Below are 14,778 nucleotides of genomic sequence, written 5' to 3' on the forward strand. Positions count from 1 at the left end.
CGCTTCTAACGCCCCCATTTATAAACGTTGTCGTGGAGGAGTCTTACCCTCTCAACGCCCCCTATCTCGTCAATGTACTGGGCCACCGCCGGCGGCACCAACGCCCTCCAGCTGTCGTCTCCCTTTGCCATCAGCTGGCGTACCGCCGTGGCTGAGTAGTCGCCGAAGTGGGGGTGGCCTCTGACCTCCACGCCCCAGTGCCTTAGCGATATGGCCACCCAGGGGTTGTTCGAGTAGACCACGTGGTGGGGCGGGCACCAATGCCGCAGGTAGGCCCCCCAGATGCTCGACGGCCCGTTGGTGTCTGGGACCGTGCAGAAGAGCAGCCGGCGGTCTGGGCCGAAGTGTCTCCTAAACATCTCGATCCTCTCCCCCGGCGTGAAGGGGTTGTCCGGGGTAAACGCCTTGTCGGCTGAGCCTATGGCTATCACCACCTCGTCGTGTTGAGAGAGGAGCCACTCCACTGCTTTCACGTGGCCCCAGTGGAGCGGCTGGAAGCGCCCTACCAGAAGCGCCCTCATCGCCTTATTGGAGCTACACATTTATTAACCGTGTCCCCGGCCTCCTTGTGATGTTGTAGCTCGCGGCTGACGATGAGGAGAGGCATACTGGCTGACGTCTTTCACATTGTTGAAAGCCGCGGGCGCGGTCATCTTCCGCCTAGTAGGGACGCCATGTGCATGATGAGTCTGACGGCTTTGACAGCTGTTATGTCTGAGACGTCGTTGGGGGGAGAGTACTCCATGATGTCGACGGCGGCGGGCTTGAGCGATAGGATGAGGTCGGCCAGCAGGTACTCCAGCTTCCTGTAGCTCAGCCCTCCGGCCTCGGGGGTGCCGACGCCGGGGGCCTCGGATGGGTCCAACACGTCGATATCTAGGCTCAGATACACCCTCCCCGAGGCGGTGGACACGGCGTCTGACACGTCCTCCCTACTGAAGTCGGGCCCCTCCAACACGTAGAACTGCGCCTCTTCTGCGTATCTGCGCTCCTCGTCGTCGTACGCCCGAACGCCTATGTAGATGGCGTAGAAGCCCAGCCTCTCGTGGGCTCTCCTGGCGAAGGTGGCGTGTGACAACTTCTGGCCGGGGGGCCACTCGTCTCTGAGGTCGAAGTGCGCGTCGATGTGGACATAGGTGTCTGGCCTCAGGGCGTTCAACGCCGCCAGGGTGGCCGTGTGTTCCCCGCCTACCATTATGAAGGGGGGCTCCACCTTCTGTATAAACCGCTCTATCCTCGCCACGTTTTCCGCAGGCGCGCCCTGGAGGAGCTCCACATCGCCGAGGTCGCAGAGCGGCCCCCTGGGGTTGCCGAGGATGGTCGTATATTCGAGGTAGGGCAAGATGGCGCGGATCCTCTGGGGGGCGAACCTGGTCCCCGGCCGGAAGCTCAGGGTGTCTTCCATCGGCGCTCCGAAGAGCTTGACGTCTCCCGGGCCGCAGACGTTCTTAAGCATGTCTCCCCTCTCGTCCACGTTTATATTTAGGCACTATCTTGATATCGACGTGGACAATCAGCGGATGCATCTTCGATATCGCCCTAATAGCTCTTGTTCTCAGAGCGTGTAGCCTGCCCACCGTCATGTCTGGGCTTACGGCGACTAGCGCATATACGACGAGGAAGCTACCCGCCCTCCTTATTTTAACGATGACGGGTCTGCCCAGCTCCGCAAGCCCCTCCTTGATTTTCTCCTCGAGGTCTGGGTCTTTATACAACGCGCCGAGTATACCGTACATGGCCTCCTTGGACAGCTTTACCAGCTCGTAGAGGACGTAGCCGTATATCACAAACACTGCGGCGACCTCCGCCACGGTGAGGTGGAGGAGGTTGCTCACCACTACGGCGGCTGCGGAGGCGGCTGAGAGGGCTGTGTCTATCTTTGCGTGGAGCGCGTCGGCCTTGATGATCTCCAGCCTGAGCGTGTTGTAGTTGTGTCTCTCCCAGAGATACATGAGGTAGGTGAGCCCTCCCCCCGCGAGGAGGAGCGTGGTCATCCAGAGCGGCGTGGGCTCGCCGCTTAATCTCACCGACGTGGCGAGGAGGTACGTGTAGAAGCCCAGCACCGCGAACGCCGAGAGCAACGTGAGCAAGCTCTCGAGTCGGTAGATCTCCCAGGGGAATGACCGCCCCCTTCTAGAGGCGTAGTAGAGGCCGAACCCAGAGACGTAGGCGATGGCGGAATCCATAAACCCGTGGAAGGCGTCGCTGGTGACCAGTAGGCTACCGTACATAACCCCCAGCAGGAGCTCCACCATGGTGTAGGCAAGCGAGATTGTGCCCATGACGAAGAGGTAAAGCGAGGCGAGCCACAGTCTGACAGAGGGGTTCACGGCCTCCCCAGCCGGGTTATATAAAAGGAAAGGGTCAGGGCGCAGTGCTTAATAATAGGTGCTCTCCCACCCGCGTGAGCCGCGCGGAGGTGCTTGAGGAGATCGTGAAAAAGAGGTTGCTGTACTGGCCCTCGTCGGAGATATACGGCGGCGTGGGGGGGTTCTACGACTACGGCCCCCTCGGCGTTCAGATAAGGCGCAACATAGTGGAGAAGTGGAGGAGGGTCTTCGTCCTGCCGTATCAAGAGACGATTGTGGAGGTGGAGACGCCGGTGGTGATGCCGGAGCCCGTCTTCAAGGCCTCCGGCCACCTAGACCACTTCACAGACTACATAGTGGCGTGTACAAAATGCGGTAGGAAATACAGAGCTGATCACCTTGTGGAGGAGGAGCTGGCGAAGAAGGGGGTTAAGATATCGACGGAGGGTCTATCCGCGGCGGATCTACAGCGGCTGATTGGGGAGTACAAGATAGTGTGTCCAGCTTGCGGAGGGCCGCTGGGGGGCGTGGAAACCTTCAACCTCCTCTTCAAGACCACCATAGGCCCCTACAGCGAAAGCGCCGGCTATCTCAGGCCCGAGACAGCCCAGGGGATCTTTGTCGCGTTTCCGCGCCTCGCCGAATACGTGGGCCGGAGGCACCCCTTCGGCGTTGCCCAGATAGGCAGAGTCGCGAGAAACGAGATATCGCCGAGAGGGGGCTTGATAAGGCTGAGGGAGTTCACCCAGATGGAGATCGAGCTGTTTTTCGACCCGCAGAACCCCAGCTGTCCATATCTGCCTGAGGTTGAAAACACCGAGGTCCCCATAGTGCCCGAGGAGTATGTAGCCAAGGGCAAGACCGACCCCCTCTACCTAACGGCGAAGCAGATCGTGGAGCGGGGGTACGCAAACGAGTGGATGGCCTTCTTCATGGCCTTGGCCACGAGGTTCCTGAGGGAGCTGGGGGTCCCCGTCGAGAGGCAGAAGTTCCTCGGCAAGCTACCCCACGAGAGAGCCCACTACTCCGCCAAGTCGTACGACCAGATGGTGCTCACGGAGAGGTTCGGCTGGGTGGAGGTGTCCGGCCACGCATACAGGACAGACTACGATCTGTCTGGACACAGCAGATACAGCGGGCGGGAGATGTACCTCGAGAGGCGTCTGCCTGTCCCGAAGGAGGTGGAGGTGGCCAGACTATACCCCAACCCAGCCGCGATAAGGGAGAGATATGGGGATAAGATAGGCGAGGTGATCAAGGCGATAAAGGAGCACGAAGGCGCGCTTCTGGAGGCCTTCAAGGCGGGCAAGGAGGAGGCCGTAGCGGGGCCCTTCGTGGTGACGCGCGACATGGTGTACATAAAGACGGAAAGGAGGAAGACAGACCTGGAGAAGTTCATCCCACACGTCGTAGAGCCGTCCTTCGGCCTTGACAGGATCTTCTACGTCGTATTGGAACACGCGGTTACGGAGGAGGACGGGAGGAGATACCTAAGGCTACCGCCCGACGTCGCGCCGGTGGCGGCGTGTATCCTGCCGATTGTGAAAAAGAGCGAATACGTGGAAATCGGCAAGAGGCTCGCCCGTAGATTAGCTCAGGAGGGCTTCTACGTGCTCTACGAAGACGACGGCACAATAGGTAGCAGATATGCCCTATGCGACGAGATAGGCACGCCTCTCGCGGTAACCATAGACGAGAAGACGCCCGCCGAGGGCACGGTCACCGTGAGAGACCGGGACACCAGGAGACAGGTGAGGGTTAAGACGGAGCAGGTGCAGGCCTTCGTAGCGTTGGTGACGAGGGGAACCCCGTTTCAGGAGGCGGCTGAGGCGTTGGAAGCTCGATAAGTTTTAAAGTCGGTGCTACCCTATTCCTATGGCAGAAAATAGAGATGTGGAAAGGGGGAGGAAGCTCCTCATACCGCCATTTCTATCGCCGCAGCAGGAGAAGAAGGAGCAGAGGAAGGGGGAGCGCAGAGTCAAGGTGAAGGCCGCCGAGGGCGTTGAGGAGGGGGTGGCCAAGATACCCACCGAGATATACGAGGCGTTGGATAAGCCCGAGGAGGTGGAGGTGGTGGCCCCAGGTGGCTCCTCCCACGAGAAGAGGCGGGTCTTCAAGGCGGTACACGACGGTAAAGTGCCGGGGGGCGAGATACACATCTCCGCCGAGGATCTCAAGGCGTTAGGCGTAGCCGACGGCACCGTTGTAACTGTGAGAAAGAGATGAGCGGAGTTTTAAGAGGGCTCGCCGTAGTTGTCCAAGACGTAGAACTCGCCAGGGCGTTATACAGGGAGGGCTTCTACGGCAGATTCCTCGGCTACGACAAAGTTAAGCGAGACGAGGTGGACAAGGTATCTGCCCCGCTAATCCTAGCCCTATACGAGGCGCTCTACCTAGCCGAGAGGGGGAGGATCAAGGTTGTGGCTGAAGACGGAGCCGAGATCCCTCCGGAGAAGCTCGCGGAGCTTGGGAGAGGGATGATCAGAAACTTCGACGACGTATACAAGATATACAAGTACTTCCGGGACCTCGGCTACGTCGTAAAAAGCGGGCTTAAATTCGGCGCGTTGTTCTCGGTCTACGAAAAGGGCCCCGGCATAGACCACGCGCCGATGGTGGTGGTTTTTCTAGAGCCAGACAGGGGGATCTCGGCCACGGATATAACGCGTGGCGGCAGACTGGGCCACAGCGTGAAAAAGACCTTTACCCTGGCGACTGTGCTCCGACAGACCGGAGAGGTGGTACTCCTCGGCTTTTCCTGGGCTAAGCTTTAAAAGTGGAACTCGAAGCCGTTTCATGGCAACGGCAAGCAGGGCATCCCTGGAACAGGAAATATACCTAAGATCCCTGACGGGGTACCTAGTGGGGCAGAACCTGTTGGAGGGCTACAAGCGGGTCGCCGTGATAACGTACCCAGACAGGATCTGTAGCGCTATGGCTGCCGCGCTCGCCACGTCGTATATCGCGAAGGGCAACTACAGAGACGAGGCGGCGGCGGTTTTCACATATGAGGACGGGAAGGAGGCCGAGGTGGCGAAGAAGGTCGTGGACTACAAGCCCGACATCGTATATCTATCCTTCGGAGGCGAGCAGAAACTCAGCTACGTCGCTGAGATCACCAAGAAGATCCTATCCGCCCTCTCACAAGCCGGCTACAAGGGCGCCCTCGGCATCCACGTAAGGGTCTGGCTCGCCACTAAGCAGCTGTCCGCGGTGTTGGCGGACAAGAAGCTTGCGGACTATCTCGCCTCGCTGAAGGAGGTGCGCCTCTTCACCGCCGATGTTCCAAACCGCAAGTTCCTCTTCCACAAGGTCAAGATCGAGGGCGGAGCCGCCAAGCCGGAGAAGTACAAAGAGGTGGAGATCACGGCGGAGCACGCAAAACTCCTATCGATAAGCCTACCGCCTCCCGAATAATCAATCTATTTTTAGCTCGGCTACCCCGTACTCCCCCGCTTTTGCCACAACTATCTGTAGCACCCCGTCTCTATAGATTGCCCTGGCGCTGTCTACCCTCAGCCTGTAGGGCACCTCGACCTTCCTAGACACGGGGAAGTTGCTTATCCTCTCCCTCCTCAGCGGTTTCCCCCCTCCCTCAGGCTGCACCGGCGCGGCCGTCACCTCCACAGCTCGGTCGTACACCCTGACCTTGATGTTTTCCTTCCTCATCCCCGGCATATCTATGTAGATGACTATGTTGTCGCCGACGTCGTATATGTCTACGTCGGGCTGTCTTTCAACCTTCCCGGCGTTGTTGTCGTACAGCTCCTTAAGCCCCTCCTCAATCTTCCTTATGGGCTCCATGTCCTAAAACCCGCCTGTTTAAAAAACGGCGCGGCGTAATACCTGTGTTATTTCTTGGGCTCTACGACGCCTATCACCTCGCCGTACATGTTAATTGGGAAGGACCTCCCGCACTTGGGGCAGTTGATGCTGAAGCCGATGTTGTACCAACTCTCTCCTATCTCCACCTCGAACTTATGTTTGCAGTAGGGACATGTGGCTCTGACCTTGAGGGTTTTCTCGAGCTCTCCCCCTGAATATTCCCAATCCTCTGGGAACTCCTGGGCAACCATGGCCCGGCGACCAAATATTCATATAAATATTTTGCCCATCTGCCATGGACTGTCTCGAGGCGGTTCAGAGGAGGAGATCCATAAGGAAGTTCAAGAGGGTTGCGATGCCTGAGGATGACGTCAAGAGGATCATGGAGGCGGGCCGTCTGGCGCCAACAGACGCCACCCTGCACCTATGGACGGCGGTTAGGGTTGCCGACTCGGCCGTGCGGTCTGAGGTGGCGAAGCTCATAGGGCAGAGCCACGTGGAGGAGGCCTCAGAGTTCTTTGTATTTCTCGCGGACTTGTACAGGCTTAGGGAGCTTCTGAGATATCGGGATGTCCAGATGGCGGAGCGTAAGCTTGCGCTTTTTATCTTCGCGGCCGTAGACGCCGCCATCGCGGCCGAAAACATGGCTTTGGCGGCGACTGCCCTTGGGTACGGCACGTGTTTCATAGGGGCTGTCCAAAACGCGCCTCGCGAAATCGCTAGGATGCTTGAGCTACCCGACCTCACATATCCCCTCTTCGGCTTGGCCATAGGCGTACCCGATGAGGACCCGGAGCCGCGGCCCCGGCTTCCCCTGGAGCTGTTGTTCCACAGGGATAGATACAGGAGGTATGGGGAGGCGGATCTAGAGGATGCGTATAAGGCCATGGCTAGGGTCACTAGGTCGGGCGACTGGCTTAAGGTGCTGTCTAAATATGGAGGCGTGGGTGGCTACTTCGACCTCCGCTCCGCCGAGCTGGAGAGACTCCTTAGGGAGTTCGGCATCCTCTAAAGTATATATACTCGTGGCGGGCTGGTCGGCATGGCCACCATAAGAGGCGTGGTTGTCTCTAAGCAGCTGGTGTACGACCCCACGGGGGCTAAGTACATAAAGATAGACGTGGTGGAAGAGAGGGAGTTGCCTGGTCCAGTTGCGGCTTTTTCGGCGCAGGATGAACAGACGGCGCAGCTGATGAGGGAGGTAATGCCGCTTGTGACCCAGATCGTCCGCTCGCTTCCGTTCGGCGGAGGTAAAATCGCGGTTCCCAGGCTCACCCTCTGGCTTACGGACGAGGAGGTGGAGGTGTTCGGCGATATCGACGTCGGCGATGTGGTTTTGATCAGCGTGGAAAAGGGCGAGATCAGGGTGAGGCCGGAAGGTTAAAATAGTGGTGTCCCGCTGGGTTTGTGATATCCGACGCCTATAGGCTCAAGTACACCTTCGGCGTAGACTACGGGACCAGCCACGTAAAGTTCGGCCCCATCTCGCTCAACGAGCCTAGAGTCGCCCAGACCAGGGGCCTCTTCCTCAGGGATCTCCCCGAGTCCGTCAAGATGAGGATCCCGCCGGAGGTGCTGTCTAGGGGTCTCGTGGTGGGGGACGAAGAGGTGCGCAAGTATCTGTCCAGCGTTAGGGATGTCCAACGCAACCTGAAGTATCCTCTGAGAGACGGAATCGCGAGGAGAGACGACGAGGATGCGTGGAGGGTTCTGAAAGAGCTCGCCAGATACACGCTGGCTCAGTTCCCGGCGTCCGACCCCGAGTTCAGGGGGTGGCTCATCTCCGTGGCGCTTTCCGCGCTCGCGCCGGACTACATGTACAAGTCCTTCTTCGACATATATGCCGAGCTCGCCAGCGAGTTCAAGATACATGCCGTGACGATACTGCCTCAGCCGCTGGCTGTCGCCATCGCGGAAAACGCGGTCAACTGCATCATAGTGGAGGGGGGCCACGGCAATATACAGATAGCGCCGATTAGCTTCGCCCTCATCAGGGAGGGGCTGGTGGCGTTGAACAGAGGCGGGGCGGAGGCCAACGCGATCACTAGGGAGATCTTGAAGGACATAGGCTACAGCGATATAGCCAGGGAGGAGTACGCCGTTGAGATGGTGAAGAGGGCTGTAGGCCTCGTCCCCAGAAACCTCAGGGAGGCTATAAGGACCGCCAAGTCCAACCCGGAGAGGTTTGTCACAAAGGTTAGGCTTTCGCCGGTGGTCGAGGTGGAGTTCCCAAAGGAGTACGCCTGGACTAGGTTCCTAATCGGCGAGATCGTCTTCGACCCCAACCACGAGGAGATAAAGAGCTACATAGAGCAGTCGCGTCTCCACATAGAAAACGCCGTTATAGGCGACGTGACCCTCTACGGCGAGATGGACGTGGCGACCGCGATTGTTACATCGCTTAGAAACGTGTCTGTTGAGATACAGGACAGAGTCGCCTCCCAGGTGATCCTAAGCGGGGGGGCCTTCAGCTGGCGCGTCCCCCCCGGCCTAGAGGACGTGGCTGTAGACAGCGTAGCCAGGGTGAAGATAGCGCTGGAGGAGAAAAACCCGGTGTTGGCCTCAAAGGTCAACGTCCGCCTCGTCTCTGAGCCGCAGTACTCCGTGTGGAGGGGGGCGGTGATCTACGGCTACGCCCTGCCCCTCTCGCTGGAGTGGTCGGACTCCACCAAGGAGGGGTGGTACTTCATCAAGTAGACGTGGATCTCCCCAAGTTGCTGCTGGTGAAATTCTTCTCCGAGACCCTGGGCATGAGGTACGCCGGTGAGAGCGGTTGGGTCCTCCTCTTCGACGAGGGTTTAAACAGAGTGGCGGTGGGGGTCTACCTGGCGGAGGTCTACGAGGAGGCCGAGATGTATAAACGCGTGGGCGAGCTGTTGGGCCTTGGCGCGTCGAAGATCTTTCTCGCGGTTCTGCCGGAGGCTATGCCGTTTGTGGATCCGAGGTACTTCAAGAGCCAGGGGTTGGGCCTGGTGGTTGTGGACCCCTCGAAGGGCCCCGAGGGCGTCGAGATAAAGATCTTCGCAAAGCCGCGGCCTACCCCCCAGGCGGATCTAGGTAGAGCAGACGCGGTGCGGACCGCCCTCATGGAGTACGTCAACTCGCAACTGAAGAAGCTTGAGGAGACGCTGTATGAGAAGTTGAAGAGGTACGTTGACCAGAGGCTTGAGGAGATCAAGCGGCGTGAGACAACGCCGGAGAGCCCCCGCGCGGAGCCCCAGCCGGCGGCGCCGAGCTCGGTTGCGGAAAACGAGTGGGTTCGGATACTTAGGTCTAGGGGGAGAGGGGGGAGTTAGTATATAAAGGCCGGCCGCCATTTCCGACGTGGATATACTCCTGGAGGAGATAAGGAGGACCTTTGGAGCCACCGACGAGGGGAAGCTAGCCGAGGCGTTGGTCGTAGCCTATAGACAAGGCGGCGCTAAGGCGGCTAAGGCGGTGCTCCACGAGTACCTGAGGAGGCTGGGGGTCGATGTGGAGGATAGAGAGGATTGAGTTGGAGAACTTCAGATCCTACAAAGGCAGACATGAGCTACGCATAGGCGACGCCGCGGTCTTCTGGGGCAGAATAGGCGCTGGCAAGACATCGATACTGTACGCAATAGAGTACGCTTTGTTTGGTAGACAGCTTGAGGTGAAGGAAAGAGTTGCGAGGCTTGTCGATCTAATCAACGCAGATGCGCAAGAGGCTAGGGTGGCGCTGGAGTTGCGGAAAGGCGGCGAGTTGCTGCGCGTTGAGCGAAGGCTGGGGAGGAGAGGCGGCGAGAGGGTTGTCCTGCACTACGGCGGCGTAGAACACCGGGGGGATCAAGCCGAGGAGAAGCTGGCGGAGCTCCTGGGGGCTGACGAAGACGTCTACGAGCGCCTAGTCTACATATCGCATAGGACGCTTGAGGGCTTCATATACGGCACAACGCAGAAGAGGGCTCTCTCGGTGGACCGTCTCTTCGGTATAGACGTCGTAGACGGCGTGATCAAGGCCGTGTCTACATATGAGAAAGCCCTGCTCAACGTTGCGGAGGATCTCAGGAAGAGGCTTGCGTCGTATGAGAAATACAGGGAGGTCATCAAGCGGTATGGGGGCTACAGAGGCGTAGAGGCTAGGCTGGGGGCTGTTGAGCAAGAGCTTGAGGCGTTGAAGAAGAGGGAGGAGGCGCTTTCGGCCGAGGCCGCTGACCTCGCGAAGAGGAGGACCGCCTACCTGGAGAAGATCAGAGAAAACGAGGGCCTTCTCCTGGAGTACTACAGAGCGAAGTCGGAGCTTGAGGTCTTGGAGTCAGATGCCGGCGGAGATGTCGACGTATCTGCGGTGGAGAAGATAAGGGAGGCGCTTCGGGAGGCACTAGAGGAATACGAACATCTGTTGGGCCGCGAGCTTGCCGAGAGGCTGGAAAAGGCGGCAGATTTAGAATCTCTATCCACGGCCATGTCCGAGGCCTACGAGGCGCTCCTCAAGCTGGCGGGCGAGTTGGAGGCGCAGATCTCGGAGACTAAGAAGACGTATGAACAATTGCTGGCTAGGGCGAAGCGGCTTGACGAAGAGGTGCGGGACGCCGAGGCTAAGCTCAAGAGGTTGGAGAAGTCGTACAACCGCTTTAAGGAGCTTCAGCGGTCTTTCCAGTCTCTAGACGCCGCAAGAGCGGCCCTCGCTGAGGTGAGGAAGCGGCTTGACGAAGTGGAGAGATCCGTGGCGTTTCACTCGGCGTTGAGAACAGTGGCTTTGTACACGGCGGAGACTGGGGCTGAGCGGTGTCCGCTGTGTGGCTCGCCGATAGATCGCAGAGCCGCGCTACGGGTTGCTGATGAGGTAGAGGGGAAATTCGGCGAGCTTATCCGGGAGGCGGAGGCCCTCAGGGAAAAGGTAAGAGAGCTTGAGAAGGCCGTAGATGAGATGGACGCGTTAAGCGGCGAAGTCGCGGAGTACCTAGCCACGAAGGCAAAAGCGCAGGAGCTCGCGCTTGAGAGGGAGGAGGTGGTCAAGAGGGTTCTCCAGGCGGAGAAGTCTGTGAAACAGCTGGAGAAGAAGGCAGAGAGGCTCCGGGCCCTCCTCGCGAGGATAGATAAGCGCATTATAGCAGAGGCCGTGGCTAAATACGGAAGAGCGCTGAGGGCTAGGGAGCTCCGCCGTAGAGTTAAAGAGCTGGAGGAGGCGTTGGCAAAGGCGGGGGTGGGGGGCGAAACTCTCGACGTGGAAATGCGGTGGAGAGAGGTTGTGGCCGACTTAGAAAAAACGTCGAGCCGCATGGCGGAGCTTCACAGGGAGAAGACGAGCCTGGAGGAGGTGGTGAGGGAGGTAGGCGGCGACGCCGAATCGCTGAAGAAGAAGCTGGACTCCGCCCTATACGCCTACGGCAGACTCCAGGAGCTGAAGGCCAAGCTGGAGCTGGCTAAGGTAAACGCCAGGGCTAGGTTGCTGGAGGTGGCAAGATCGAAGTTCAACGAGGTTTTTCTCTCGCTCTACAAATACGGAGATTTAGTCGGCGTCAACGCCGACTTAGAACAGCGCAGGGGGTACTACGAGTTCTACGCGGTGACGCCCACGGGGGAGCGATACGGCATTTCAAAACTGAGCGACGGGCAGAGGCTCTCCATCGCCCTCGCCCTAGCCCTGGCCCTCCGTGATGTCTCGAACATCCACATAGGCTTTGTGATCTTCGACGAGCCGATACCATACGTAGACGTCAACATAAGGAAGGCCTTCGTAGATCTGGTACACGCTCTATCAAACAAGTACCAGATAATCGTCGCGACGCAATCCAGGGAGTTCGCAGATCTAATAAAAAACGCGCTAAACGCCAAGCTCTACTCGGTGGCGAAGAGGGAGAGCTCCGAGGTGAGGGAAGAGAGAGATCAGAGCTAACGGCTAGCGGCCCCGCACGAGAGATATCTCGGCGGCCGTCCCCCTGCCAAGGCCATCTGCGAGTTGCTAGCGTGCAGAGCACTCAACCCTTCTTCGCGGCTCTTCCATAGAAAATTAGACCACGGGGCATCTCCGCCCTAAAGGGCGATGTGTGTTGTCGCTGTCAGTGCTCCAGACCTCACTCACATGTCGTAGGCCCCACTGTGGACCTCATCACGGAGCTGTGTAGCTGGTTGCTTATATGTCTGTCGGCTGAGGCTACCTTGCCCTCTGCCAGAGGTGGTTGAAGTATGTACGGGCTATCTCCGCAATAAATCTCTCGTTTGAGTAAATGCCGGAGATGTCTCCGCCGTATTTTACAAATATAACAACGGCGCCTCCGATGGCGCCTCCGCCGAACATCTCCTGGGTTGTCCTAACCTCCACCCGCGGGGGGAGGTCAAACCTCTGCCTAAGCGCCTCAGTGGTCAACACCTTTATGGATATGCGCCTGGACTCCTCAGTCAGCGTGGCCAACAGCCTATATGTGGCGACCTCTGGAAAGGGTATCGCGAGATAGGCCTCAGCCTCGGCGGCGGTGACCACCTCCTGTATGAGATCCACTACTCGATCTTGGCCTCGAATAAGCGTGAGAAACGTCGGCGCCACCTCTCTGTAGCGGCTTTCGTACAGCATCTGCAAGGTGTCGAACGTGGGCTTAAGCGTCTTCAACACGTCGGAGGCCGTGTTAACCAACCTCCTGTAGACCTCCGAGGGCGGGACAGCCTTAAACTTAGCTGGCCTAGACCCCCTCTCCTGGTTGACCGCCCCCGCCTTCTCAAGCCTGTTGAGGTGTTGGTAGACTTTTGTATATGGGATCCCCAGGGCGTCTGAGATCTCCCTTGCCGTCAGAGCCCCCCGCTCCACCAGCGTTATGTATATCTGCACCTCCCTCTTCCCCACCCCCAACAAGGCCATAACCCTCTCCAGCCCCTCCACGGCGTCTTCTCCCTATTTCCTTTTTAACCTTCTTCCGGTAACTCAGTTAAAAAGTATATATCTTGGTGAACTAGCGCCGTCAATGACAACTCAGGTGTTGGTCGAGAGCCCGAGGAGGCTCGTGGATCTGTCGAAATACAGCCTCCCCGAGAGGTACAGATCCACGCTCACGAACGAAAAGTGGCAACAGACGCTGAAGAGGCAGTTCGGACTACCTGAGCACGCCAGGGTTGTCAAAGCCACGCTCTCTCTATGTCCCGTGTGTAACCGCAGGATACCGGCGGCGGTGTATGAGGAAAACGGCGCCATCTGGATGAAGAAGAGGTGCCCAGAACACGGCGTTTTCGAAGACCTCTACTGGGGCGACGCGGAGATGTACTACTACTTCCTTCAGTGGGATAGGCCCGAATATATTGCGAAGGGCCTCGCCAACCCCTACACCGACCTTGAGTTCTACAAGGACATGGGCTCCTGTCCAGAGGGTTGCGGGCTCTGTCCAGTCCACAAGTCCAACACGGTCTTGGCTATAGTAGACGTCACAAACAGATGCAACATGGCGTGTCCCGTCTGCTTCGCCAACGCCGGCGCCGCGGGCTACGTCTATGAGCCCACCATAGAACAGATAGAGTACATGCTGAGGACTCTGAGGGCCCAGAAGCCCTGGGCTCCAAACGCCGTACAGCTCTCCGGAGGCGAGCCGACCCTTAGAGACGATCTGCCAGAGATCATAAGAATGGCGAAGAAGCTAGGCTTTACGCACATAGAGGTGAACACCAACGGCATTAGGCTAGCCAACGACATAGAGTACTACAAGGCGCTACTTGACGCTGGGCTCTCTACCTTGTATCTCCAGTTTGATACAATTGACGAGAAGAACGAAGGCGTGTGGAGACACAGGATGTATCACCCCAAGGCCTACAAAATCATCAAGGAGCGTGTTATCGAGAATGCGAGGAAGCTGGGCCACCGCTCTATTGTGCTAGTTGTAACCCTGGCGAGAAACTATAACGACAAGGACCTTGGGAAAATCGTAGACTTCGCTATACAGAACAGAGACGTCGTTAGATGGATTAATATCCAGCCTGTTAGCTTTGCCGGGCGCGCCAAGCTTTACAGCAAGGAGGAGCTTAGGAAGTTCCGCATCACTATACCGGATACCATCATAGAGATAGAGAAGCAGACGGGCGGGGCGATAAGCAGGTGGGACTGGAGGCCCACCAACTGGCCAGTCGCCGTGGCCAAGATGGTGGAGGCGCTGACAGACTCTCCAAAGCCGCTGTTCTCCATGAACCCCATGTGCGGCGCCGCCACCTTCATATACTACGACGAAGACGAGAAGCGCATATACCCAATCACCAAGCTAGTAGACGTAGACGCCTTCGAGAAAGGGGCGTGGGATGTCTACTACACGGCGGCGAAGGGCGGCGTGTACAAACACGCGGCCAAGGTTAAAGCTCTGAAGCTTCTGAAGGCCGTGAAGCACAAAAGGGTGAGGGATTTGATATACGACTTCCTGGTCAAGAAGGACTACGACTCGCTAGGCCGCTTCTTCTTCAACGTGGTGGGGATAGGCATCATGCACTTCATGGACACCATGAACTACGACATAGAGCGCGTCCAGCGTTGCGATATTCACTACGCGACGCCCGACGGCCGCGTCTTCCCGTTCTGTACCTACAACGTAGTAGGCCACCGCGAGAAGGTAGAAAGCTCGTTCAAGATAGACGCGAAGACCTGGACGAAGGTCACGGGGCTATCCCTAACCGGCTGGAATAGGCAACGCTTTGCGGAACTAAAGGCGTAATT

Annotated in this window: 17 protein-coding genes; 11 read left to right on the top strand and 6 right to left on the bottom strand. The window is 58.1% G+C overall.

Annotated features, from left to right (window positions below; all coding sequences use genetic code 11):
• Positions 1–5: 5 nt before the first annotated feature.
• The 3 genes from TNEU_RS07230 to TNEU_RS07240 all read right to left on the bottom strand — a co-directional run bounded on the left by TNEU_RS07230 (position 6) and on the right by TNEU_RS07240 (position 2,330).
• The gene (locus TNEU_RS07230; RefSeq protein WP_012350774.1) at positions 6–521 is read right to left on the bottom strand and encodes a nicotinamide-nucleotide adenylyltransferase; all 516 of its coding nucleotides are present in this window, start codon (positions 519–521) and stop codon (positions 6–8) included.
• 128 nt (positions 522–649) lie between these two features.
• Positions 650–1,456, bottom strand: coding sequence for an agmatinase family protein (locus TNEU_RS07235; RefSeq protein ID WP_012350775.1), 807 nt, complete (start codon positions 1,454–1,456; stop codon positions 650–652).
• The gene (locus tag TNEU_RS07240) at positions 1,449–2,330 is read right to left on the bottom strand and encodes a cation diffusion facilitator family transporter (protein ID WP_012350776.1); all 882 of its coding nucleotides are present in this window, start codon (positions 2,328–2,330) and stop codon (positions 1,449–1,451) included. The genes TNEU_RS07235 and TNEU_RS07240 overlap by 8 nt, the downstream gene beginning before the upstream one ends.
• 74 nt (positions 2,331–2,404) lie before the next feature.
• On the opposite strand from TNEU_RS07240, the gene glyS reads away from it, so the two are divergent.
• Genes glyS through TNEU_RS07260 form a run of 4 tightly spaced genes read left to right on the top strand, consistent with a single transcriptional unit; the run spans position 2,405 to position 5,726 of the window.
• The gene (gene glyS, locus TNEU_RS07245; protein ID WP_012350777.1) at positions 2,405–4,156 is read left to right on the top strand and encodes a glycine--tRNA ligase; all 1,752 of its coding nucleotides are present in this window, start codon (positions 2,405–2,407) and stop codon (positions 4,154–4,156) included.
• A 28-nt stretch (positions 4,157–4,184) separates the two neighbouring features.
• A complete protein-coding gene (locus TNEU_RS07250) occupies positions 4,185–4,535 on the top strand; it encodes a hypothetical protein (protein ID WP_012350778.1) in 351 nt (116 codons plus the stop codon).
• A complete protein-coding gene (endA, locus tag TNEU_RS07255) occupies positions 4,532–5,083 on the top strand; it encodes a tRNA-intron lyase (RefSeq protein ID WP_012350779.1) in 552 nt (183 codons plus the stop codon). The genes TNEU_RS07250 and endA overlap by 4 nt, the downstream gene beginning before the upstream one ends.
• Positions 5,084–5,105: 22 nt before the next feature.
• Complete coding sequence (locus tag TNEU_RS07260) at positions 5,106–5,726, top strand: hypothetical protein (RefSeq protein WP_012350780.1); 621 nt, start codon at positions 5,106–5,108, stop codon at positions 5,724–5,726.
• Here TNEU_RS07260 and TNEU_RS07265 read toward each other — a convergent pair whose 3' ends face one another.
• Positions 5,727–6,113 (bottom strand): Hsp20/alpha crystallin family protein, encoded by a 387-nt coding sequence (locus TNEU_RS07265; protein WP_012350781.1) that lies wholly within the window; start codon positions 6,111–6,113, stop codon positions 5,727–5,729.
• 47 nt (positions 6,114–6,160) lie between these two features.
• Complete coding sequence (locus tag TNEU_RS07270) at positions 6,161–6,385, bottom strand: hypothetical protein (protein ID WP_012350782.1); 225 nt, start codon at positions 6,383–6,385, stop codon at positions 6,161–6,163.
• Between the two features lie 44 nt (positions 6,386–6,429).
• Between TNEU_RS07270 and TNEU_RS07275 the strand changes: the two genes are divergently transcribed.
• From TNEU_RS07275 to rkd4, 6 genes are read left to right on the top strand one after another with little or no spacing between them, the layout of a single operon-like run.
• Positions 6,430–7,146, top strand: a complete 717-nt coding sequence (locus tag TNEU_RS07275; RefSeq protein WP_012350783.1) for a nitroreductase family protein — start codon at positions 6,430–6,432, stop codon at positions 7,144–7,146.
• 30 nt (positions 7,147–7,176) lie between these two features.
• Positions 7,177–7,518: an arcadin 1 gene (locus TNEU_RS07280; protein WP_012350784.1), complete on the top strand. Its 342-nt coding sequence runs from the start codon at positions 7,177–7,179 to the stop codon at positions 7,516–7,518.
• A gap of 23 nt (positions 7,519–7,541) precedes the next feature.
• Positions 7,542–8,831 (top strand): crenactin, encoded by a 1,290-nt coding sequence (locus tag TNEU_RS07285; RefSeq protein ID WP_012350785.1) that lies wholly within the window; start codon positions 7,542–7,544, stop codon positions 8,829–8,831.
• Positions 8,813–9,430, top strand: a complete 618-nt coding sequence (gene rkd2 / locus TNEU_RS07290; protein WP_281011706.1) for an arcadin-2 — start codon at positions 8,813–8,815, stop codon at positions 9,428–9,430. Before TNEU_RS07285 ends, rkd2 begins: the two co-directional genes overlap by 19 nt.
• A 28-nt stretch (positions 9,431–9,458) precedes the next feature.
• A complete protein-coding gene (gene rkd3 / locus TNEU_RS10285; protein WP_012350787.1) occupies positions 9,459–9,629 on the top strand; it encodes an arcadin-3 in 171 nt (56 codons plus the stop codon).
• Entirely contained in the window at positions 9,607–11,994 is a 2,388-nt protein-coding gene (gene rkd4, locus TNEU_RS07295) for an arcadin-4 (protein WP_012350788.1), read from the top strand. Before rkd3 ends, rkd4 begins: the two co-directional genes overlap by 23 nt.
• Before the next feature lie 258 nt (positions 11,995–12,252).
• Here the strand turns inward: rkd4 and TNEU_RS07300 are convergent, their stop codons facing one another.
• Positions 12,253–12,972: a TrmB family transcriptional regulator gene (locus TNEU_RS07300; RefSeq protein WP_012350789.1), complete on the bottom strand. Its 720-nt coding sequence runs from the start codon at positions 12,970–12,972 to the stop codon at positions 12,253–12,255.
• An 82-nt stretch (positions 12,973–13,054) separates the two neighbouring features.
• On the opposite strand from TNEU_RS07300, the gene tes reads away from it, so the two are divergent.
• Positions 13,055–14,776: a tetraether lipid synthase Tes gene (gene tes, locus TNEU_RS07305; RefSeq protein WP_012350790.1), complete on the top strand. Its 1,722-nt coding sequence runs from the start codon at positions 13,055–13,057 to the stop codon at positions 14,774–14,776.
• The last annotated feature ends 2 nt before the right edge of the window (positions 14,777–14,778 follow it).

Source organism: Pyrobaculum neutrophilum V24Sta (assembly GCF_000019805.1).
GTDB lineage: Archaea > Thermoproteota > Thermoprotei > Thermoproteales > Thermoproteaceae > Pyrobaculum > Pyrobaculum neutrophilum.